The sequence below is a fragment of the Paenibacillus xylanexedens genome (assembly GCF_007676705.1).
GTDB lineage: Bacteria > Bacillota > Bacilli > Paenibacillales > Paenibacillaceae > Paenibacillus > Paenibacillus xylanexedens_C.
In genome coordinates, this window is sequence record NZ_VEBF01000003.1 from 67,955 (window position 1) to 89,425 (window position 21,471).

The 21,471-nt window shown below is 45.9% G+C and carries 17 protein-coding genes; 2 read left to right on the top strand and 15 right to left on the bottom strand.

All coding sequences use genetic code 11. From position 1 onward, the window contains the following. Positions 1-103: 103 nt before the first annotated feature. The 6 genes from FS628_RS18305 to argC form a co-directional block, all read right to left on the bottom strand. Positions 104-1,339: an argininosuccinate synthase gene (locus FS628_RS18305; RefSeq protein ID WP_145324334.1), complete on the bottom strand. Its 1,236-nt coding sequence runs from the start codon at positions 1,337-1,339 to the stop codon at positions 104-106. 324 nt (positions 1,340-1,663) lie between these two features. After that, positions 1,664-2,629 (bottom strand): ornithine carbamoyltransferase, encoded by a 966-nt coding sequence (gene argF, locus FS628_RS18310; protein ID WP_047840650.1) that lies wholly within the window; start codon positions 2,627-2,629, stop codon positions 1,664-1,666. A gap of 189 nt (positions 2,630-2,818) precedes the next feature. Then, on the bottom strand, positions 2,819-4,072 hold the full coding sequence (locus FS628_RS18315) for an aspartate aminotransferase family protein (protein WP_145324336.1): 1,254 nt from the start codon (positions 4,070-4,072) through the stop codon (positions 2,819-2,821). A 360-nt stretch (positions 4,073-4,432) separates the two neighbouring features. Further along, the gene (gene argB, locus FS628_RS18320) at positions 4,433-5,215 is read right to left on the bottom strand and encodes an acetylglutamate kinase (RefSeq protein ID WP_145324995.1); all 783 of its coding nucleotides are present in this window, start codon (positions 5,213-5,215) and stop codon (positions 4,433-4,435) included. 387 nt (positions 5,216-5,602) lie between these two features. After that, positions 5,603-6,841 carry a bifunctional glutamate N-acetyltransferase/amino-acid acetyltransferase ArgJ gene (gene argJ / locus FS628_RS18325; protein WP_145324338.1) on the bottom strand — a complete coding sequence of 413 codons (1,239 nt, stop codon included), beginning with the start codon at positions 6,839-6,841 and terminating at the stop codon, positions 5,603-5,605. Positions 6,842-6,970: 129 nt separating this feature from the next. Beyond that, positions 6,971-8,020, bottom strand: coding sequence for an N-acetyl-gamma-glutamyl-phosphate reductase (argC, locus tag FS628_RS18330; protein ID WP_145324340.1), 1,050 nt, complete (start codon positions 8,018-8,020; stop codon positions 6,971-6,973). A 330-nt stretch (positions 8,021-8,350) separates the two neighbouring features. Between argC and cls the strand changes: the two genes are divergently transcribed. Beyond that, entirely contained in the window at positions 8,351-9,799 is a 1,449-nt protein-coding gene (gene cls, locus FS628_RS18335; protein WP_145324342.1) for a cardiolipin synthase, read from the top strand. 250 nt (positions 9,800-10,049) lie between these two features. Here the strand turns inward: cls and FS628_RS18340 are convergent, their stop codons facing one another. The 5 genes from FS628_RS18340 to FS628_RS18360 all read right to left on the bottom strand — a co-directional run bounded on the left by FS628_RS18340 (position 10,050) and on the right by FS628_RS18360 (position 17,074). After that, positions 10,050-10,958, bottom strand: coding sequence for a YitT family protein (locus tag FS628_RS18340; RefSeq protein ID WP_145324344.1), 909 nt, complete (start codon positions 10,956-10,958; stop codon positions 10,050-10,052). A gap of 93 nt (positions 10,959-11,051) precedes the next feature. After that, a protein-coding gene (gene prfB / locus FS628_RS18345) for a peptide chain release factor 2 (RefSeq protein WP_145324346.1) occupies positions 11,052-12,165 on the bottom strand; the annotation gives its coding sequence in 2 pieces (ribosomal slippage) (positions 11,052-12,092 and positions 12,094-12,165; 1,113 coding nt in all). 240 nt (positions 12,166-12,405) lie between these two features. Then, the gene (secA, locus tag FS628_RS18350) at positions 12,406-14,910 is read right to left on the bottom strand and encodes a preprotein translocase subunit SecA (protein WP_145324348.1); all 2,505 of its coding nucleotides are present in this window, start codon (positions 14,908-14,910) and stop codon (positions 12,406-12,408) included. A 981-nt stretch (positions 14,911-15,891) separates the two neighbouring features. Further along, complete coding sequence (gene hpf / locus FS628_RS18355) at positions 15,892-16,455, bottom strand: ribosome hibernation-promoting factor, HPF/YfiA family (RefSeq protein WP_124116500.1); 564 nt, start codon at positions 16,453-16,455, stop codon at positions 15,892-15,894. A gap of 421 nt (positions 16,456-16,876) precedes the next feature. Beyond that, the gene (locus tag FS628_RS18360; RefSeq protein ID WP_024631599.1) at positions 16,877-17,074 is read right to left on the bottom strand and encodes a cold shock domain-containing protein; all 198 of its coding nucleotides are present in this window, start codon (positions 17,072-17,074) and stop codon (positions 16,877-16,879) included. 792 nt (positions 17,075-17,866) lie between these two features. Between FS628_RS18360 and FS628_RS18365 the strand changes: the two genes are divergently transcribed. Next, the gene (locus tag FS628_RS18365; RefSeq protein WP_145324350.1) at positions 17,867-18,049 is read left to right on the top strand and encodes a hypothetical protein; all 183 of its coding nucleotides are present in this window, start codon (positions 17,867-17,869) and stop codon (positions 18,047-18,049) included. Between the two features lie 673 nt (positions 18,050-18,722). Here the strand turns inward: FS628_RS18365 and FS628_RS18370 are convergent. From FS628_RS18370 to FS628_RS18385, 4 genes are read right to left on the bottom strand one after another with little or no spacing between them, the layout of a single operon-like run. Next, positions 18,723-19,058, bottom strand: a complete 336-nt coding sequence (locus tag FS628_RS18370; protein ID WP_145324352.1) for a hypothetical protein — start codon at positions 19,056-19,058, stop codon at positions 18,723-18,725. Beyond that, positions 19,051-19,455: a flagellar export chaperone FliS gene (fliS, locus tag FS628_RS18375; protein ID WP_145324353.1), complete on the bottom strand. Its 405-nt coding sequence runs from the start codon at positions 19,453-19,455 to the stop codon at positions 19,051-19,053. The genes FS628_RS18370 and fliS overlap by 8 nt, the downstream gene beginning before the upstream one ends. A gap of 41 nt (positions 19,456-19,496) precedes the next feature. Further along, entirely contained in the window at positions 19,497-21,032 is a 1,536-nt protein-coding gene (gene fliD / locus FS628_RS18380) for a flagellar filament capping protein FliD (RefSeq protein ID WP_145324355.1), read from the bottom strand. A gap of 15 nt (positions 21,033-21,047) precedes the next feature. After that, the gene (locus FS628_RS18385) at positions 21,048-21,425 is read right to left on the bottom strand and encodes a flagellar protein FlaG (RefSeq protein ID WP_145324357.1); all 378 of its coding nucleotides are present in this window, start codon (positions 21,423-21,425) and stop codon (positions 21,048-21,050) included. Between the last annotated feature and the right edge of the window lie 46 nt (positions 21,426-21,471).

Genomic DNA, 21,471 nt, shown 5'->3' on the forward strand with positions numbered 1-21,471 from the left:
GAGTACTCCCCTTTCGCTCATGGACAAAGCCGTTCCTGCCAGATGTGCAAGAACGGCCTGCCTTGTCATTTATATTGATGTAGCTTTATTGTGCAGGTTGAAATTAGTTTTTGTTTTGCTCCACGCCGGAGTTTACTTTCAAACGCAGTGCATTCAGGCGGATAAAGCCTGTTGCATCGCCTTGATCGTAGGCTTGCGTTGGATCAGCTTCCATCGTTGCGATGTCTGGATTGTAGAGGCTGACAGGACTTTTCACACCTGCGCCGATGATGTTGCCTTTATACAATTTCACACGAACGGTACCTGTTACATTTTTCTGGCTTTCAGTCACCAGCGCTTGCAGCGCCAAACGTTCTGGTGCGAACCAGAAACCGTTGTATACCAGTGTGCTATAACGTGTGATCAGGCTATCACGCAGGTTCATCACTTCACGGTCCATCGTGATGGATTCCATTTTGCGATGTGCTGTGAACAAGATTGTTCCACCTGGTGTCTCGTACACGCCACGGCTCTTCATACCAACAAAACGGTTCTCGACCATATCTACACGGCCAATACCATGTTTGCCACCCAACTCGTTCAGTTGCTCCATCACTTGCAGTGGGCTCAAACGCTCACCGTTCAGCGCAACACAGTCACCTTTTTCGAATTCCAGTTCAACATATTCCGCTTGATCTGGTGCATCTTCAGGTGCACTGCTCAGCAGGAACATGTCTTTGTTCTCGTCCGCACTTGGATCGAACCAAGGATCTTCGAGCACACCGCTCTCATAGCTGATATGCAGCAGGTTACGGTCTGTCGAGTATGGTTTAGCCGCAGAAGCGGTTACCGGAATGCCATGTTTTTCAGCGTAAGCAATCATCTCGGCACGTCCCGGGAACTGGTTACGGAATTCTTCCAAACGCCAAGGTGCAATTACGTTAATGTCTGGTGTCAGTGCAGCCGCGTTCAACTCAAAGCGAACTTGGTCATTTCCTTTACCTGTAGCGCCGTGAGCGATGGCTGTAGCACCTTCTGCACGAGCGATATCCACCATGCGTTTAGCGATCAGTGGACGAGCGATACTTGTACCGAGCAGGTATTGTCCTTCATAGAGGGCGCCAGCCTGGAACATCGGATAGATGAAATCTTTTGCGAATTCATCGCGCAGATCGTCAATGTATACTTTGGAAGCGCCTGTTGCCAGTGCTTTTTCCTCCAAACCGTCCAATTCATCCTTTTGTCCAATATCCGCTGTGAATGCGATAATCTCTGCATCATATGTTTCTTTCAACCATTTCAAAATTACAGATGTGTCCAACCCGCCTGAATACGCGAGTACAATTTTTTCCTTAGCCATGTGTGATGGTCCTCCCCAAGATCAGTTAAGTTAAACAGAGCCTTCATACACTGAATCCTACGAGCCAGAAAACCCTTCCGATCACTGTTATCCCCAGATTTTTTCATCCCGTTATGACAAAGGGTAAAATCCGGGGATAGCCTATGCTTCCGATGCAGCTTTCTTTCAGAAAGCTTTCAGGTGCACGCTTCGCTTCTTCAGGCTTTTTCTGTCTCTCCGTTTTTGTGTATGCTTCTTGTTTAATTAACTTTTTAAAGTACATTATAGATGAATCTATCATCGCGAAATCTGCGCCTAAAATCAACCCATAAAGACAAACAGCATCTATTCGCTCATTAATGCAGCCATTAATGCTTTCTGTGCATGCAAGCGATTCTCCGCCTGATCAAAGATCAGAGAGTTTGGTCCGTCAATTACACCGGCACTCACTTCTTCGCCACGGTGTGCTGGCAGACAGTGCAAGAACATGTAGTCTGGCTTCGCGCCTTTCATCAGTTCCTCGTCCACTTGATATGCCGCAAATGCCTGCTCCCGAATCTTCTGCTCTTCCTCAAAGCCCATGCTCGCCCATACATCCGTATACACGATATCTGCATCTTTCGCAGCTTCCTGTGCACTGTACGTTACAGTCACTTCAGAACCGCTCTCCTGTGCAATGATACGCGCCTGCTCCACAACTGCGCTATCCGGCTCATAGCCTTCTGGCGTTGCTACAGCAACATGCATCCCCATCTTCGCTGCACCGAGCATCAGGGAGTGCGCCATATTGTTGCCATCTCCGATGTAGGCCATTTTCAGACCTGCCAGCTTGCCTTTGTGCTCCAGCACCGTTTGGAAGTCCGCCAGCACCTGACAAGGATGCGCCGCATCGCTCAGGCCGTTAATGACTGGAACATCAGCATGCTCTGCCAGTTCAGTTACATTATGGTGTCCAAAGGTACGGATCATGATGCCGTCTAGGTAGCGTGACAATACTTTGGCAGTATCATGTGTTGTTTCCCCGCGACCCAGCTGGATATCATTTTTGCTCAGGAAAAGTGCGTGTCCCCCCAATTGGAACATACCCACTTCAAAGGATACACGTGTACGTGTGGATGATTTTTCAAAAATAAGTCCGATCGTCTTGCCTTTCAATGGTTGAAAGGGCACACCGCTTTTTTGCTTGCCTTTAATCTCAATCGCGAGATCAAGCAAATAACGAATCTCCTCGGCTGTGTAGTCCGTGAATTCGATAAAATCCCGGCCTCTCAGATCAATCTTTTGAATCTTTTCCGTCTGTTGTGCTGTCATCTATAATGTCCTCCTTATTTCCGGTTCCCTGCACCCGCATGGGCAGAAGAGAGAGCAGTATTAACATCTTGTCTAAGTGCTTCTCAAGTTCATCTTCCGCAAGTACACCGCGCGGCTACAGGGATTCATCATCTCATTCTGCTTCGAGGCCAGTAATGGCCCCGAGACAGAAAGGTTCTCATTTGTATGTTAGGCTTTCGCCGCTACGTGCTCTTCGATCAATGTGGCTACCAAGGATACCGCCTCGTCGATCTCTTCTTTGCTCACATACAGGTTCGGAAGCAAACGAATCACATTCGGTCCTGCCGAGACAAACAAAATACCGCGTTTTTGCCCAGCAAGCACGATATCGCCTACCGGCTCAGCACATTCGATGCCGACCAGCAATCCCAAGCCACGAACTTCCTTCACAAAGGAATTGCCCGCCAGACGATTCCGCAGGGAGCTCATCAGGTATTCACCCATCTCCGCTGCACGCTCTGGCAAACGATCTTCCAGCATCGTTTCAATTGTCGCAATGACAACGGATGAAGCGAGCGGTGTTCCGCCAAATGTTGTCGCATGACTGCCTGGCGTGAACGCATCCCGCAAGAAGCCTTTACCCAGCATCGCTCCCACAGGGAAACCACTGCCGATACCTTTGGCAACAGTGAACACGTCTGGCTCAATGCCGTAGTGCTCGTGCGCAAACAGTTTGCCTGTACGTCCCATTCCAGTCTGTACTTCATCGACAATCAGAAGCAAACCGTGCTCGTCACACAATTTCCGTACATGTTTGACGAATTCTGGTTCGACCGGATATACACCACCCTCGGCTTGAACCATCTCCAGCATAATAGCTGCCGTATTAGGTCCAATTGCCGCTTCCAGTACAGGAATATCGTGCAAAGGTACAGTTACAAATCCGGCTGGCAATGGCAAAAATCCTTCTTTCACCTTATCCTGTCCAGTTGCTGTCAGTGTCGCAAGCGTCCGTCCATGGAAGGATTGGGCAAAGGTAATCACTTCATACCGATCTGTGCCTTTCACCTTCTGGTGATAACGACGTGCAACTTTGATAGCTGCTTCGTTCGCTTCAGCGCCACTGTTACAGAAAAACACCGCGTCAGCGCATGTATTGGCTGTCAACAATGCTGCTGCTTTCTCCTGGCCCGGAATCTGGAACAGGTTGGATACATGCCACAGCTCATCAATCTGAGCTTTCAGCTTGGCTCCGATTTTCTCCGGTGCATGGCCCAGGCTAGTTACAGCGAGTCCGCACATGAAATCAAGATAGCGATTGCCCTGGTCATCCCATAACCAGCTGCCTTTACCTTTAACCAGACTGATTGGATAACGCGCATACGTTTGGAAAAGCGAGCTTTCCGTCTGTGCCGCTGCCCCTGTTGCTGTTGCGCCCGCTACCGCTGTGCCAGAACCTGGCTGTTCGTTGCCTTTTGCCATGACCATATCACTCCTTATTGGTTGGTGCACGCCTAAGGTGAATTAAACATAACACTAAACCACTTCGATTGCCGTCCATCTTCCGAACGTATGCATACTTCCACTTCGATGACAGAACAACCTTCCGATCGCTGTTATCCCCGGATTTCTTTGATTAATTTTCTAAAGGTTGAACTCCAGGGATAAAGGCGCACGCTTCGCTTCTTCAGGTTATTTCTGTCCTCTCCGTTCTTGCGTCTTTTCTTCAGATTGGCTCTGCACTCTTCTGTTATCGCGTTACACCCAGATTCACAAAAAAATCGTGCACATATTTTTATATATAATATAAGGCTATTAAGACCCTAGCGCATCGAGAGCAAATTATTGCATACGGATAATTCTTGTTCCGATGATTTCTCCGCCAAGTACTCGGCTCAGAATTTGGGGTTCGCTGCCGTCTACGATGACGACCTCACGTACTTGGCCATGGATACATGCGATTGCTGCACGTACTTTGGGAATCATGCCGCCATAGATTTCTCCGGTCTGGATCATGTCCTCAATCTCTTGTACAGATACGGATGGCAGTACTTTTTTCTCGCCGCCTACGTTCTTCATGATGCCAGGAACGTCAGTCACGACAATCATCCGACTCACGCCGAGATGAGACGCCACTGCACCCGCAGCTGTATCTGCGTTGATGTTGTAACGCTGTCCGGTTGCATCTACGCCAACTGGTGCGATAACCGGCATATAACCCATGTTAACGATGCCTTGGATAATCTCTGCATTCACGCCAGTGACATCGCCTACCCAACCGATCTCTGCGTGGTTTGTAACAGGTTTAGCCTGGATCAGACCCCCGTCCACGCCAGACAAGCCTAGTGCACGACCACCCACACGTTGAATCAGACGCACGATCTGTTTGTTGATACTGCCCGCAAGCACCATCTCTACTACGTCCAGTACAGGTTCAGTCGTCTTGCGTAGACCGTTAACGAATTCAGTTTCGATACCGAGCTTTGCCAGGTTATCCGAGATGGCAGGACCCCCACCATGCACGATAACTGGCTGCGTACCCTGAGACTGCAAATCACGCAGATCCGCAAAGAAAGATTCAGGCAACGCTGCGAGCGTACTTCCTCCACATTTCATGACAAACATCTGCTTCTCAGTACCCGCTTCCGTTGCGGTACTATCATTTGGCAATGTTGAATTCAAGAGAGCAACTCCTTTCGTTCATTTTTTTAAAAACAGATTTAACACTTAATAGATGCTTGACTGAAAGCGGCTGAACGTTACAGATCCGGATCGTTCTTTTGATCGCTGTTGTCTCCAGGTTTTTTTGATTCCCTTTTTAAAGGGAAAACCCGGAGACAAAGGCGCACGCTTCGCTTCTACAGAATCGATTCCGACTCCTCCACTGCCTTCGCCAGTTGTCAAACACAAAGGTTGAGTTTAAATCTCATATTTAATTTTCAACATATTTTACGAAGCAGCTTCTCTTAGGAAAGCTGCATTCTCCGTACCGTGTAAAAGTAATAATTCTTATTACGTGCGGTATGCTGCGTTAATTCGGACGTAGTCATACGTCAGGTCACAGCCCCAGGCCGTTGCAGTTCCTTCGCCGTGGTGCAGATCCACCACAATGCGAACCGTATCAGTTTGTAAATACGCCAGTGCCGCTTCTTCGTCGAATACGACTGGGCGGGACTGCGCGAGTACCGAGATCTCTCCCAAACGGATATCCACGGTATCCGGGTTCACCGGCTGTCCTGCACGCCCTACGGCTGCAATAATCCGTCCCCAGTTGGCATCAGCGCCGAACATGGCGGATTTCACCAGACTGGAACCAATGACGGTTTTGGCAATCGCTTGTGCGGACTCATCACTTACCGCACCTGCAACTTCTACCTCAACCAATTTGGTTGCTCCTTCGCCATCGCGAGCAATGGCTTTGGCCAGCACTTGGCATACATAGGTGAATCCAGCTGCAAAAGCGTCCCAATCCGGGTGCTCCATCGTCAGCTCTTCATTGCCTGCATACCCACTAGACATGGCTACCAGCATGTCATTCGTACTTGTATCTCCATCTACAGTAATCATGTTGAATGTATGATTCGTTGCCTGGCGCAGCAGGCGCTGCAACGCTTCTGCACCAATGACCGCGTCAGAGGTCATGAAAGCGAGCATTGTCGCCATATTCGGGTGAATCATACCCGAGCCTTTGGCGGCACCCGCAATCGTAACCGTCTTGCCGTTAACCATAACGGAGACGCAGGCTTCCTTTTTCACCAAATCCGTTGTCAGAATCGCTTGTGAAAATTGTTCCGCCTCATTTAACTCCTTGCCCAGTTGCTTCGGAAGCGCCTTGATGCCTGAATGTACAGCATCCATCTTGAGCAATTCACCAATGACACCTGTGGAAGCCACAGCAACGTCCTCTTCTGCCACACCCAACTCACGCGCAGCGGCTGAACGCATCGCATAAGCATCTTCTTCACCTTGTTGCCCTGTACATGCATTGGCGTTGCCGCTATTAACAATGACAGCCTGAAGGCGCCCATTGCTCAAGCTTTCGCGCGTTACTTTGAGTGGCGCCGCCTGAAACACGTTCGTTGTATACACAGCAGCAGCTGTAGCCGGTACCTCACAGCGGATCGCTCCAATGTCATTGCGAGATGTTTTTTTCAATCCGCAGTGAAGTCCACCCGCAGTGAACCCCCCCGGAGTTACAATTGTTCCGTTCTCAATCACGGTAAAAGTCTGTTGCTCCACATTCGTTCCCATATCATATCCCCCGTATGCGTTCAGCTATATGCTGATGATCGCCTGCTTAACCTGATCCGTTCTCCTTAAGTGACTCCGAGAATGCACTTTTACATCGAATGTAACAATGCTCCTCTTGAATTTCATTCCTTATGGATATACCGGTGTCATGTTCAGCCCGAGGTTCTCCTCCCATCCCATCATCAGGTTCATATTTTGAATCGCTTGCCCGGAAGCACCCTTCACCAGGTTGTCGATGACCGAAATAATCGTCAAACGCCCTGTGCGAGGATCTACCGCAAATCCGATATCACAATAGTTGGATCCGTACACTTCTTTGGTAGAAGGCCAGATACCCGGTTCACGTACACGTACGAAAGGTCTGTTCTCATAATATTTGCGGTACAAATCCACGATCTCCCGGTCACTGTGTTCCCCCACGAGGCTGGCATACATCGTACTCATGATTCCACGTGTCATTGGCACCAGATGTGTTGTGAAGGTAACCGTAACAGGCGTTCCCGTTATACTGCCAAGCACTTGTTCAATCTCGGGAATATGTTGATGTTTATTCAGTTTATAGGCTTTGAAATTCTCATTCATCTCTGCATAATGGGTCGTCAAACTTGCTCCTCGTCCCGCTCCCGATACGCCCGATTTGGCATCAATGATAATGGTGGATGGATCAATCCATCCCGCTTCTACCGCAGGAATAAGTCCGAGAAGTGTAGCGGTCGGATAACAGCCTGGATTGGAAATAAAGTTTTTGCCCTTCACTTCATCTCCGTACACCTCAGCCATTCCATACACCGCTTGTTCCAGCAACTCACTCGGTGGAGCCGGGTGTTTATACCACTCTTCATACACTGCTCCATCTTTGAGTCTGAAATCACCAGACAGATCTATGACCTTAAGCCCTGCTGCCAGCAGGCTTGGTACGAGCTTCGCACTTACGCCGGACGGGGTCGCTGTGAATACCAGATCTGCACGACTCGCAATTTCAGCCGGATCGACGCCGTCGAGCGGCCTGTGAATCACGTCCGTCAAATGCGGAAACCCATCTGCGATGGATTCACCACTGCTCGATGATGAGATCACCGATGTGATTTCAACCAGCGGATGGTTCTGGAAAAAACGAATCAGCTCCACCCCGCCGTAGCCGGTGGAACCGACGATTGCCACTTTTAATTTGTTATTCACTCTCGCTCCCCCAATCTCGATGTATGCGCTACTTGTGCTATGCCATCCCTTAATAAGGTCCGAACACAGCAATTCCGTCGCTTATATGCATATTTGTGTATTATTATACAACTCTGGTTATATAAATACAACACTCTATCATCAATTTCACATGGATTTCCATCCAATCCGAACATATCTTTTTTAACATCCGGGACGAATAGGTATACATCTGTTAAAATACGTATTAGTAGGAAACATTACAATCAGGGTCTCATTCATAACTAACCTGCTAATCAAGGACATATGAATAGATTCATGATCGTCATTATGAGGACGTGGGGGACTATAGTGCATATCGAATCCATTTTACTTATTGTACTCCTGGGCCTGAATATTATTTTTGCCGCAGCAGTCGTTTTCTTCGAACGGAAGGATGCTAGCGCTTCCTGGGCTTGGCTGCTCGTCTTGAACTTTATTCCGGTGTTTGGGTTTGTACTTTATCTTCTAACCGGTCAGAACCTGACCCGATACCGGCTTTTCCAATGGAAAGAACGTAAGAAGCTCGGGCTAGAGGAACGTATTGAAGCCCAGCTCACGCAGTTGCACGATAACCGCACCCCTTTCCGCAACCATGCAACCGAGAGTAGCCAGGATATGATCTATATGAACCTGAAGCAGAACGGTGCTCTGTTAACAGAGGACAATGCGGTCGAGATCATTACGGATGGAACAGACAAATTCCAGCGGCTCCTGGACGACATCGAAGCGGCTCAGGATCACGTGCACGTTCAATACTACATTTATAGAGGCGACCGGCTGGGCAAAAAAATCCGGGATGCACTTATCCGCAAAGCGCGGGAAGGCATCAAAGTCCGATTACTGTATGACGCGCTCGGATCACGGCGGGTATCCAAACGCTTTTTCAAAGAATTGCGCGAAGCAGGCGGTCTGGTTGAAGTCTTTTTCCCATCCAAATTCAGTCTGATCAACTTGCGAATGAACTACCGGAACCACCGGAAGATTGTCATCATCGATGGTAACCTTGGATACACGGGCGGGTTTAATGTCGGAGATGAGTATCTGGGCTTGAACTCGAAATTCGGTTACTGGCGTGACACACATCTGCGTATTCAAGGGAACGCCGTTCATGCGCTGCAGACCCGTTTTCTCCTGGATTGGAATGAAGCGTCCAAGCAACACGACACACCTTATGTTCCCGCGCATTTCCCTCATATTGAGGGCACAGGAAAGATTGCCATGCAGATTGTCTCCAGTGGACCGGATGCAGAGACCGAGCATATCAAGAACAGTTATCTTAAGATGATTAACGGGGCCAAACAATCGATTCTGATTCAAACGCCTTATTTTATCCCGGATGCCAGTGTATTCGAAGCTATTCGTCTCGCGTGTCTGTCCGGCATTGATGTTCGCATCATGATTCCAAATAAGCCCGACCATGCTTTCGTATATTGGGCTACGTTATCTTATATTGGTGAGTTGTTGAAGGTTGGCGCCAAAGTATTTATATACGACAATGGTTTCATTCATGCCAAAACACTTATCATTGACAGTTTGGTTGCATCTGTCGGAACCGCCAATATTGACTACCGCAGTTTCCGGTTAAACTTTGAGGTTAATGCTTTTATGTACGATGAGACGATTGCGACAGCTCTTGTACATACCTTTGAGCATGACCTGCATGTCTCGCGGGAGATGACGCTTGAGGAATACAAAAAACGCAGTCTGATCATCCGCTTCAAAGAAGCGATTTCCCGTCTGCTGTCTCCGATTCTGTAGCGGTGGCACTCCAATGACAGAATCGCCTTCCGAAGTAGCTTTCCTTCAGAAAGCTTTTAGGCGAACGCTTCGCTTCTTCAGGCTATTTCTGTCTTCTCCGTTATCGTTATGTTTAGTTGAAATTATAGTAATAGTAAAAAAACAGGCACATCCTCTCCCGTCATTTCGGAGAAGGATGTGCCTGTTTTTTCTTGTCTTGAACTTCCAAACTAATGAGCCTACACGGCTCACTTGCTATTTTCTTACGTTGTCATACATGTTCTCCCCGCTTAAAGCCTTCGCCAAGCACTTCGTGCGCGTTACTGATAATGACAAAAGCTCCCGGGTCCACAGACCGGATCAACGCTTTGAGTCTAGGAACCTCATTTTGCCCAACCACGACCATCAGTACTGTTCGTTGATCGTCAGTGTAACCGCCTTTGGCTTCCAGCTTCGTCAATCCGCGATCCAAGTCATCCAGAATCACTTTGCTAATCGCTTCCGTCTGGTTGGAGATAATATAAGCCACCTTAGAGAAGCCGAGCCCCATCTCAACGGCATCGATCACTTTACCGGTAACATACAACCCAATCAACGCATAGAGAGACTGTTCCAATGACAATACAAAAGCAGCCATAATAATAACAGTGGCATCCATAATGACTACACATAGAGAGTAACTCAGGCCACTGTATTTCTGCACGATTCTGGCAAGAATGCTCATGCCGCCTGTTGATCCTCTACCTCGATATACAATTCCGATCCCAAGACCAACGCCAATTCCTCCATACAGTGACCCTAGTAGCGGATTCGTTGTTGGAATCGCCCAATCCTTCGTAAGATAGACTAACAGTGGCAGGACAATACTTCCCAGTACTGAGCGAACACCATACTGCTTGCCAATGAGCAGGAAACCCGCGATCAGGAGTGGAATGTTAATTGCCCATTGGGTGTATGCCGGCTCCAGATTGAGCCACTCCTTGCCCAGGATTGATAACCCTGATACCCCACCCGAAGCGATCTGATTCGGTAATAAAAATAAATTAAAGGCCACTGCGATTAAAAACGAACCTACAATGATGGATACCGTATCCACCACGTTCCTCCATGGACCATTGAGTGGAATGAGGCTAGTTATCCTCTTTTTGCGATTATTGTGAAGTTGTGATCGTTGTTGCATGTCATCTTGCTCTCCTTTTGTCTGTAAACTCAAAAAAAGCTCCTGTACACACCAGCATACGCCTACACGTATGGGTCCATACAGGAACTTATATTAATCGGTTTCTACTTTAATCTGGCTACGCAAATAACCATCGATGAATGCATCGAGGTCGCCGTCCATTACTGCTCCTGTATTTCCAGTCTCTACGCTTGTACGGTGATCCTTTACCATACTATAGGGATGGAACACATAGGAGCGAATCTGGCTACCCCATGAAATATCCGACTGATCTCCTCGGATTTCATCCAGCTGTTGTTTTTGCTCTTCAATTTTGCGCTCATACAATTTCGAACGGAGCATCGTCATCGCTCGCTCACGGTTCTTGATCTGTGAACGTTCATTCTGACACGTTACAACCACACCTGTCGGAAGGTGAGTAATCCGCACGGCAGAGTCGGTGGTATTGATATGCTGTCCACCCGCGCCACTTGCCCGGTACGTATCAATCTTGAGATCCTCTGTGCGAATGTCCAATTCAATCGTATCATCAATCTCCGGTACCACATCACAGGATACGAAGGACGTATGTCTACGGCCTGATGAGTCAAAAGGAGATATCCGCACCAGTCGGTGTACACCCTTCTCGGCTTTCAGATAGCCATAAGCGTTATGTCCCTTGATCGACAACGTAACACTTTTGATCCCAGCCTCATCACCTGGCAGATAATCCAGTACCTCAACCTTGAAACCACGCTTCTCGGACCAACGTGTATACATCCGGAGCAGCATCTGTCCCCAGTCTTGAGACTCGGTACCACCCGCACCCGGATGAAGCTCCAGAATCGCATTCATCTTGTCATACGGCTGATTCAGGAGTAGTTGAAGTTCGAACTCTGCAACCTTGTTCACGATCGCTGTAATACTGTTGCCAATCTCGGATGCGAGGTCTTCATCGCCTTCTTCGTCCGCCAGTTCAATCATCATCACCGCATCATCATAATCTTGTTGAAGTTTGGTGTACTGATCCACAGATCCCTTCACCGCGTTTAGCTCAGCGATTACGGATTGTGCCTTGTCACTGTCGTCCCAGAAATCCGGGGCAGACATCTTCACTTCGAAGTTGCCGATCATCTCTTGCTTCAGATCTAAGTCAAAGAGACCCCCTAAGGTTTGTTAGTTTCTTGCCTATTTCACGCAGGTCATGCTTCACGTTTGGATCGATCATGTGCAATTCCTCTTTTCATTAAGATAAGCTCCCCGCATCCAGGGCATTCCTCCAGATCAAGTATCCGATGCGCCACCTGGTGTTGAGATTACTGGTGTATCAGTATATCTCTTCTCCGTGATCATGGTCATATTACTATAACTATGCACCATTAACCGGTTTTGCATCCTTCACTTCATCCTATGGAATACCCGGCTGCGAGGAGCCGTTCATGTCATTCGTGTATAGAAAAACCTTTGACTACTCTTGACCGTGGCAGTGTTTGAACTTCTTACCACTACCGCATGGGCATGGATCGTTACGTCCGATTTGGTCAGAAACCTTCACTGGACGTTTCTCAGCAGGCTCACCGCTTGTCGAGATCTGGCTTTCCTCAACAACCGCTTGACGCTCCTGATTGCTCTCGATCTGCGCTCTCATCACATATGTTGCTACTTCTTCCTGAATCGAAGCGATCATCTGATGGAACATCTCGAAGCCTTCGAACTGGTACTCACGCAGTGGATCTGTACCGCCGTAGGCGCGAAGGTGGATACCTTGACGCAATTGATCCATCGCATCAATATGATCCATCCACTTGCTGTCTACTGCACGGAGCACAACCACTTTCTCGAACTCACGAACCATCTCTTCGCCAATTCGCTCTTCACGTGCATTGTACTTGTTCTGAACTTTCGTAAACAGGAACTCAATGATCTCCTCTGCTTCCTTGCCCCACAGATCATCTTTTGTTATCGAACCATCATCCAGCAATTTGCTGTTCATGTAGTCGGCAACTTCCTGTAGCTCCCAGTTCTCCGGAATATCGTCACTACAGTGTGCTTCGACGATGCGTTCAATGGATGGCTTGATCATATCCATAACGATCTGTTTGATATTCTCGGACTCCAGTACCTCGCGGCGCTGTTTATATATAATTTCACGTTGTTGGTTCATTACATCATCATATTGGAGAACGACTTTACGTACGTCAAAGTTGTTACCCTCAACACGTTTCTGCGCCGATTCTACTGCACGGGTAATCATCCGGCTCTCGATCGGTTGGTCTTCTTCAAAACCAAGGCGCTCCATCATGTTCAATACATTGTCTGCACCGAAACGTCTCATCAATTCATCGCCGAGTGACAGATAGAATTGTGTTGAACCCGGGTCACCTTGACGTCCCGCACGACCACGCAGCTGATTATCAATCCGGCGTGATTCGTGACGCTCTGTACCGATGATATGAAGGCCGCCTACTTCAGCTACACCTTCACCCAAGATAATATCTGTACCGCGTCCAGCCATGTTGGTTGCAATCGTTACTGCACCCGCTTGGCCAGCTCCTGAGATGATCTCTGCTTCTTCCGCATGGTACTTGGCGTTCAGTACCTGGTGTTTTACACCACGGCGTTTGAGCATGTCAGACAGGCGCTCCGAGTTCTCGATGGATACTGTACCTACCAGAACGGGTTGGTTCTTACTGTGGCGTGCCACGATCTCTTCCACAACGGCATTGAACTTGCCATCGATGCTCTTGTACACGACATCTGCCATGTCATCCCGCTTGTTCGGACGGTTGGTTGGAATTTGCAGTACTTCGAGACCGTAGATTTTTTTGAACTCTTCTTCCTCGGTTTTCGCTGTACCCGTCATCCCCGCAAGTTTACGGTACATCCGGAAATAGTTCTGGAAGGTAATCGTAGCAAGCGTCATGCTCTCGTTTTGTACTTCAATGCCTTCTTTGGCTTCAATCGCCTGGTGCAATCCATCACTGTAACGACGTCCAGACATCAGACGACCTGTGAATTCATCAACGATCATAACTTCCTCATCACTGACCACATAATCTACGTCACGACGCATGATTACATTAGCTTTCAAACCCTGTACGATGTGATGGTTGAGAGTTACATTGGCATGATCATACAAGTTTTCGATACCAAACGCTTTCTCTGCTTTTGCCACGCCCGCCTCAGTCAACGCTACGGATTTCACCTTGATGTCTACCGTAAAGTCTTCTTCAGGAACCAGACGCTTCACAAAACGATCTGCTGAATAGTACATGTCCGTCGATTTCTGAGCTTGTCCAGAGATAATGAGTGGCGTACGCGCCTCATCGACCAAGATGGAGTCCACTTCATCAATGATACAGAAGAACAATGGACGTTGTACCATTTGCTCTTTGTACAGCACCATGTTGTCACGCAGATAGTCAAAGCCAAATTCGTTGTTCGTTCCGTACGTAATATCACATGCATAAGCATGTTGTTTCAAAGCATGGTCCATACCGCTCAGGTTAACCCCTACCGTCATGCCCATAAATTCGTAGATTTGTCCCATTTCCTGGCTATCCCGCTGTGCCAAATAGTCATTGACCGTAACCACGTGTACACCTTTGGACATCAATGCGTTCAGATATACCGGAAGTGTTCCTACCAGTGTTTTACCTTCACCCGTTTTCATCTCGGAAATACGGCCTTCATGCAGAGCGATACCACCCAGCATCTGTACATCGTAGTGACGTTTGCCCAGTACACGGCGTGATGCCTCACGCACGGTTGCAAATGCCTCTGGAAGAAGTTCATCTGTCGTTTCTCCCTTTTCAATACGAGCACGGTATTCGTCCGTTTTACCTTTCAGTTGTTCATCAGACAACGCCTGAAATTGTGGTTCCAGTTTATTGATCACATCGACCGTCTTCATCAGACGTTTAACATCACGTTCGTTCATGTCGCCGAAGATCTTTTTGACAAGTCCTAGCATGGTATACCCCTTTCGTGCAAAACAGAATAGACCCCCTGTTGCCGCCACGCGACACCATCGGATGGATGTTGCATCCACTTGCCCGGGGGTGACAAACAATATGATTTGAGCTTAATGAAGATTACACTTCGTCAACTCAGTTGCCAGAATGTCCTTTCGATCGCTGTTATCCCCTGATTTCTTTTAAACTCTCTTCTCAGAGGGGGAAATCAGGGGATAAAGGCGAACGCTTCGCTTCTACAGGTCATTTCTGCCCTCTTCGTCATCCCTGTAAAAATCAAATTCAAATCATATACTAATAAGTAATATGATGAATCAACTTCAGGCTTGCCAAGGGTTCCTCATGAAGCTGATTCGGTGTTCAAACGGATTCGGTTATTAAAAACTAGCCGAAGCCCGAGCCTTGCGAATCATGTTCATGGTGCTGTGCCTGTCATTGATTATGATTAGCGATCATTCGTTGACAATTCTCCATCAGGACAATGATTCTCTTTGCATAAATTGTAACAGTTTGTAAGGGTCGCCGCAACACGCCACGGCACACTTCTTTGAACTTCTGAGACATATCAAATCGAGTTTAAGTGCAAAAAATCATAGTCGTTAGCGGAAGCCATCGATTGCCATGTTTGATTTTGCACGGTAGACCGCCCTGTCAACAAATTTTGATGGTAAATTTGGATGTAAATCTCAATATCCAGTTCTCGAATGCATGTGTACGAATATTTTCGTAACCATTTGAATCTGGTCGTATAATTGCACAGTCTGTGCCTCTTCTTACTATCTATTAGACGCAGCAGCATAGGGAATAGTTTCACCATTTTATTTCCAAAGGTCATTTCCCAGCCCTTTTACGCACAAAAGAGCCCCATCCCCTAAGGGATGGAAGCTCTTGTTAAGTCTAATCCAGGAAACTACAGTTCCTGTGTTCATTATTATTAGATATTATACCCAAGTCCGATCCAATGATCTTGTACGTTAAGATTAACCTTGTTCGATCAATCCGTACTTACCATCGTTCCGTTTGTAAACAACGCTAACTTCTTCACTGTCAATGTTGGAGAATACGAAGAAATTGTGGCCAACCATGTTCATTTGGAGGATTGCCTCTTCAACGTCCATTGGTTTCAACATAAAGCGTTTCGTCCGTACAACTTCCAGATCATCTTCATCCGTGTCCGCATCCAGTTCAGCTGTAGCTACAGTGCCTGTTGGATCTTCAACGAAGAGTGTTTTCAGGCTGCCTTCCTGGCGGAACTTACGGTTAATTTTTGTTTTATGTTTGCGGATCTGACGTTCCAGCTTGTCTACCACGGAGTCAATGGATGCGTACATATCGTCGCTCTCATCCTCAGCGCGGAGCACAATGCCTTTCAAAGGGATCGTCACCTCTACCGTATGCAAGCCTCTCGTCGTGCTCAATGTAACAGCACCGTCAGAGTTAAGGGGTGCATCGAAATACTTCTCGAGTCTACTCAACTTTTTGTCGACATAATCCTTCAAAGCATCAGTAACCTCGATTTGTTGACCTCGAATACTTAAATTCATAGGGCACTCCTCCTTTTTCCTTTGCCACTTCATTATAACACGAATGTAAGCGCGATGTAAAAACTCCCGGTGACCGAATAATGACGTCTGTTCAAGCCACATCTGCCAATGTAGGCATAACGCCATATTTCGCGATATTCCATCATATTCAGCCATAATCGCAAATTTTCATGCTATGTCTTATTAGGCGCTTGATGATGTAATTAACCTATTTTGAGCTTGCTCAATCTATTATGTAAAATGAACTTTAATCAATCGCTTGAATCTATTAGATTCTTAAGAATAATGTTTCCTGGATGATTCTCAAATCTGCAATCTAGTAGAACAAAAAAAGACCCCGGAACGTACCGGAGTCTGATGCTATCGATAATTCAATTTGGTAACCATCTAACCATATATGTAGGTCGGATTGTCCGGATGATTATAATTTGATTACGTTAGCTGCTTGCGGTCCACGCGCGCCTTCGACGATGTCGAATTCTACGGATTGACCTTCTTCCAAAGTTTTGAATCCTTCGGATTGAATTGCGGAGAAATGTACGAATACGTCGCCGCCGTCTTCAGTTTCAATGAAACCGTAACCTTTTTCTGCGTTGAACCATTTTACTTTACCTTGCATGCACTAACATTCCCTTCGTCATCAAATGAAGTGAAGCTTTCGGCCTTAACCTCTGCCCACAATTCAGATAATACCATCCAAAGTTATCCACTGTCAATTGGTAATGAAAATGTTTTATTGGAAGTTTTTTGTATATTATTGTCGAACCTATGAAAAATGTAATTGATTCAACATTTAGAGAATACGAATTATGACATCTGCTCAGACAATAAAAAATCTGAGAAGCTATTTAAAGTGTCTGCGCCTCATAGGATGCATTATGTAAGCGGATCATATTTCGGAATCATCGTAATCTACGTTAAAGCATGCTATGTATATTTCTGGCGAACATAAATTTCCACTTAAATAATCATAAGCAAGCCTAAGATAATCTATTTTTTTCCTATCTCTCCGACTAAGCTCAGTAATCGGCAAGGTAGAAGGCATTACAATAGTGATGTTTGATTTACATTCAACAAATTCTAATAGGTTTTCATCATCCGTACAGAACACCGAATCAATCTTACTTTGATTACCTACTAGTTGTCGACCATTTTTAATAGTAGGTTCCATAAAAAAACCTTATTCCTCATTAAACTTGCGGTGTATGGCCCGTATCTATAAATAACCACCTCCAACAATTCAAACAAGCCACTGGACGAATGGTGGTGTCGATCTAGATCGAGTGGTACAGGGGCAACTTAGCGTAGAGGTGAATAACAAGCATAAAGAGTCCAATTGATGTTCATATCCATTAAATGTCAAAATCCAGTGTGGCAATTATTATCTATTGTATAAGGGGAGGTTACCAAGATGATTCGCAGCGTTCTAAAGTCGAAATGGTCAGTTGCACTCCTTTTGTTCATTCTGTTCACATGGATACTACTCCTGTCTCCAACTAATCATGCTGATGCTCAAGAGAAGAGAATACCTGCAGAAGAACTGCAAAAAATCAGCCGTATATCCTTCACGCTTCGCGATGCCTACCGGGCGTAGTATACAGTGTATATCTATGCTCCAAAAGAAAAAAACGATCCTAGCCGAGGAGGATTACTGGACGGGTAACAAGCCTAGCGACCATACATACAGGGAATTATCGAGCAGCATTGTTAAAAAAAAGGCGACCCACGGTACCGTACAAGTCGCTAAACTTTAAACTTGATCTTCATTCGATTACGTTGCCCCAAAATTGGCATTACACGATTAATAGCATGGCAAAGGGTACTCCAGCTCTACTGCTAATTACTGATTGGGGTTCCTCTAACTTCAACTTAGCTAAACCATTCATTGTACGCTCAGACGTATTACAACCGCTAACATTCGTAGATAACAAAGGTAAAAAGATTGATAACTCCTTCTCTGCCGGCAGAGATGATGGTGTACGTATGCTGTCTGATGCCAGGCTAGTAATTTCAGATTCACAAATGACTAGACGAAGTCTGCTTGAAGTGTCCTCAAAATGATTTTATTCAAATATATTCCAGTAAAAGATATTGATCAGTTAAGGTGGTTAGACAAAGTTTAAACTATGAGTTAAATAACTGGTTTCTACGTGTTTGAATCCAGTTCTTCCGATAATCCGCAAAATAAATAAGACATCCGGCAAGTGGAAACAGAAGCTGCATATCTCCTCTGTCTCCAAAGCACCGATATGCCTTGTTGTTACATTCTATTTCCGACTATCCATCAGATAAGCATCTGGCGTATAGGCTGTTTCATAGACGCTTCGCTGTGCTTTAGCCTGGTTGCGCTGCTTCAGCCAATGAGCCGCTTCGTTGCGTAAGAAATTAATGCGAACTTGAATCGTCGTATCACGGCCAATAACCGCTCTTATGCACTGTTTTTCTGCTTCTGTTAGCGGACTTTCCGACGCTTCCTGTTCGATCTGATCCACGATGATCTGTCTTCGGTCCATCAGTTCGGAGAGCTCTTCATAAGTCAGCGCACCCAGCCTGCTCTGGATATCTTCCGACAGCTCTTCGAGAAGTCTGATCGAATCAGACATTAACCGCACTCCCTACGGAAGGCGCCGGAGTCGCAGAATCAAGTTTGCTGGCTTCGATCCAGGTTTCTTTTAGATCACACAGGTAGCCGAGAGCTTCTTCGGCCAGTTCTTTGGATTTTTTGATATTGGCTTGAATTAGAAGATGATTCATATATTCATATAAGGAAAATAAACTTTCCGATATTTCATAAGAGCGGTCTAAAGTAGCCATAAGTTCAAATACGATCGTCTGAGCCTTTCCGAAAAAGAGATTTGCTTTTTCAATATCTCCATTTTCGACTCCATGAATCGCTGTTTTCACAAAACGAATTGCTCCATCGTAAGTCATGATTAGAAGTTGTGCAGGAGAAGTTTGAACTGCATTTTGGCGATATTTCTCATGTGGGGAAGTCATCATCTTCTCATTCACCCTTTACATAATTATTATTGTGAATTGAATTAACCGACTGATCCTGTTAACTGTGAGAGTTGCGATTGATATTTGGTCATTGCTGCTTCCATAGCTGCAAATTGTTTGTAATAGCGATTTTCAGCAGCACTCATTTGAGTTGTCATTCTTTTAATACGACTATTATAGTCTTCCATTTGTTTACCCATGATGCTTTCAGGTTTAAAAGCAACCGTGGTGCTTCCGTCAAACTTTGATGTACCCGCTCTCTTAGAAATACTATCCATTGCCTTATCTGCAGCAGCTGCTAATTTACCGAATATGGATTGAGATACATTTTCTCCTGTCCCTAGGAATAACTCAGTTAATTGCTGCGGATTCGATTCAATAGCTTCTTTGAATTTCTGTTCGTCTAGGTGGAGTTTACCATTCTCATAATAATATTTAGTCGATATGCCCATTGAGCTTAAGCCAGGAACCTGCAGGGCTGATCGCATCTCACTAAGCATTGTTTTTAAGAAGGGGTCATTCTTAAGTAGACCACTTTTAGCTTTTTTCTCCCAAGCTGTAATATCGGTTTCACTCATAGCAGAACGTTGTTCCTCTGTAAGAGGAGGAAAGTCCTTGAATTTTTCTTCTCTGATCATCGTATTTAAATTATTGATCAATTTATTGTAATCCTCAATAAAGGCTTTGACTGTTTCCAGCGCCTTAGTAGGATCCGTTTTGGTTGTTACAGTAATAGGACCTTTATCAGCAGTTAAACCTTGGAACGTCAATTTAACTCCATTGTGCGTGGCAGAATTTGAATCACTTTTCAATACTCCCCCACCATTAATTGAATACTCGGCTTGCTCCCCCTTTGCTGCAACTGACTTATCAGTCCAATTTTGCTGTGTATCGAACAGTGTTAAAAAACTATTGTTTACTGCAAAGTCTCCGCTAACTTCAGGTTTTAAAGCACCAGGAATCTCAATTTTGCTAGCTGAGCCTTCTATTTTAGACGTAAGTATGAGCTTCCCTGATAAATCATCAAAAGCAGCTTTAACCTTCATATCCGGATCAGCATTAATTTTGGAAAGAACAGAAGAAAGTTGATCAGTAGCCTTAAAATCAAGGGTCTTTCCGTTGATTGTAACCTTGAACTGCTCAGTAAGATCACTAGAGCCTTTTAGAGTTGCTAAAGTATCCGTATTTTTTATTCCGGACTTTGGAGGTGTTTCGATTTTGGCTGCTGTAGCCAACTTCGTAACTGTTACATCCATCTGAACACCATTAGCCGAAGCCAGTGCTTCAGCCTTAACGGCTGAACTTGCCGAATCAACCATATTGCCACTGCTATCTTTCATAGTTGCAATTTGCGTGTTGAGAGCAGCCGAATTACGATAACCACTAGCTTGAGCTGTCAACTTGTTTTTCCCGAAATCAAACAGTTGGCTGTTTACTTCTCTGTAAGTCTCTCGTTGCCATTGCAGAGCCTGTTTATTTTGATTCATTTTATCCAAAGGAATTCGCTTGGATGCCATCATGCTTTTGACCAAACTATCTATATCCATACCCGAAAAGCCATTAACTCTTGTAACCATTAATTTCCCTCCCTCTTATACTCTCTCGTCAACAATAATTCCAGCGAGCTCCATCATGTTAGCTACTAAATCCAATGTCTTTTCAGGCGGGACCTCACGAAGTAATTCACCAGTCTCTTTGTTAAGCACTTTCACTAGGATTTGATTTGTTTTTTCGTGAATACTAATGTCCAGGGTAGTTTGCGGACCTTCTAACGATTTTACTGCCTTCTCGATGCGACTAATTAATTGCTCTTGCCCTAAAGAAGCAGTAACAAGTCCTTGTTGTTCAAGACTGTTCAAATCCTTAGTTCCATGGGAAGCGGACACAAGTGTTCCAAGAGTCCCCAAGCCGGCAATCGCAGGTGAAACCTCAGACTTAGTTTTGGCTGACAGCGAAAACTGAATATTCATCTCCAAACCCTCCGACATTCAAATTCACTCATTACTCCTTATTATC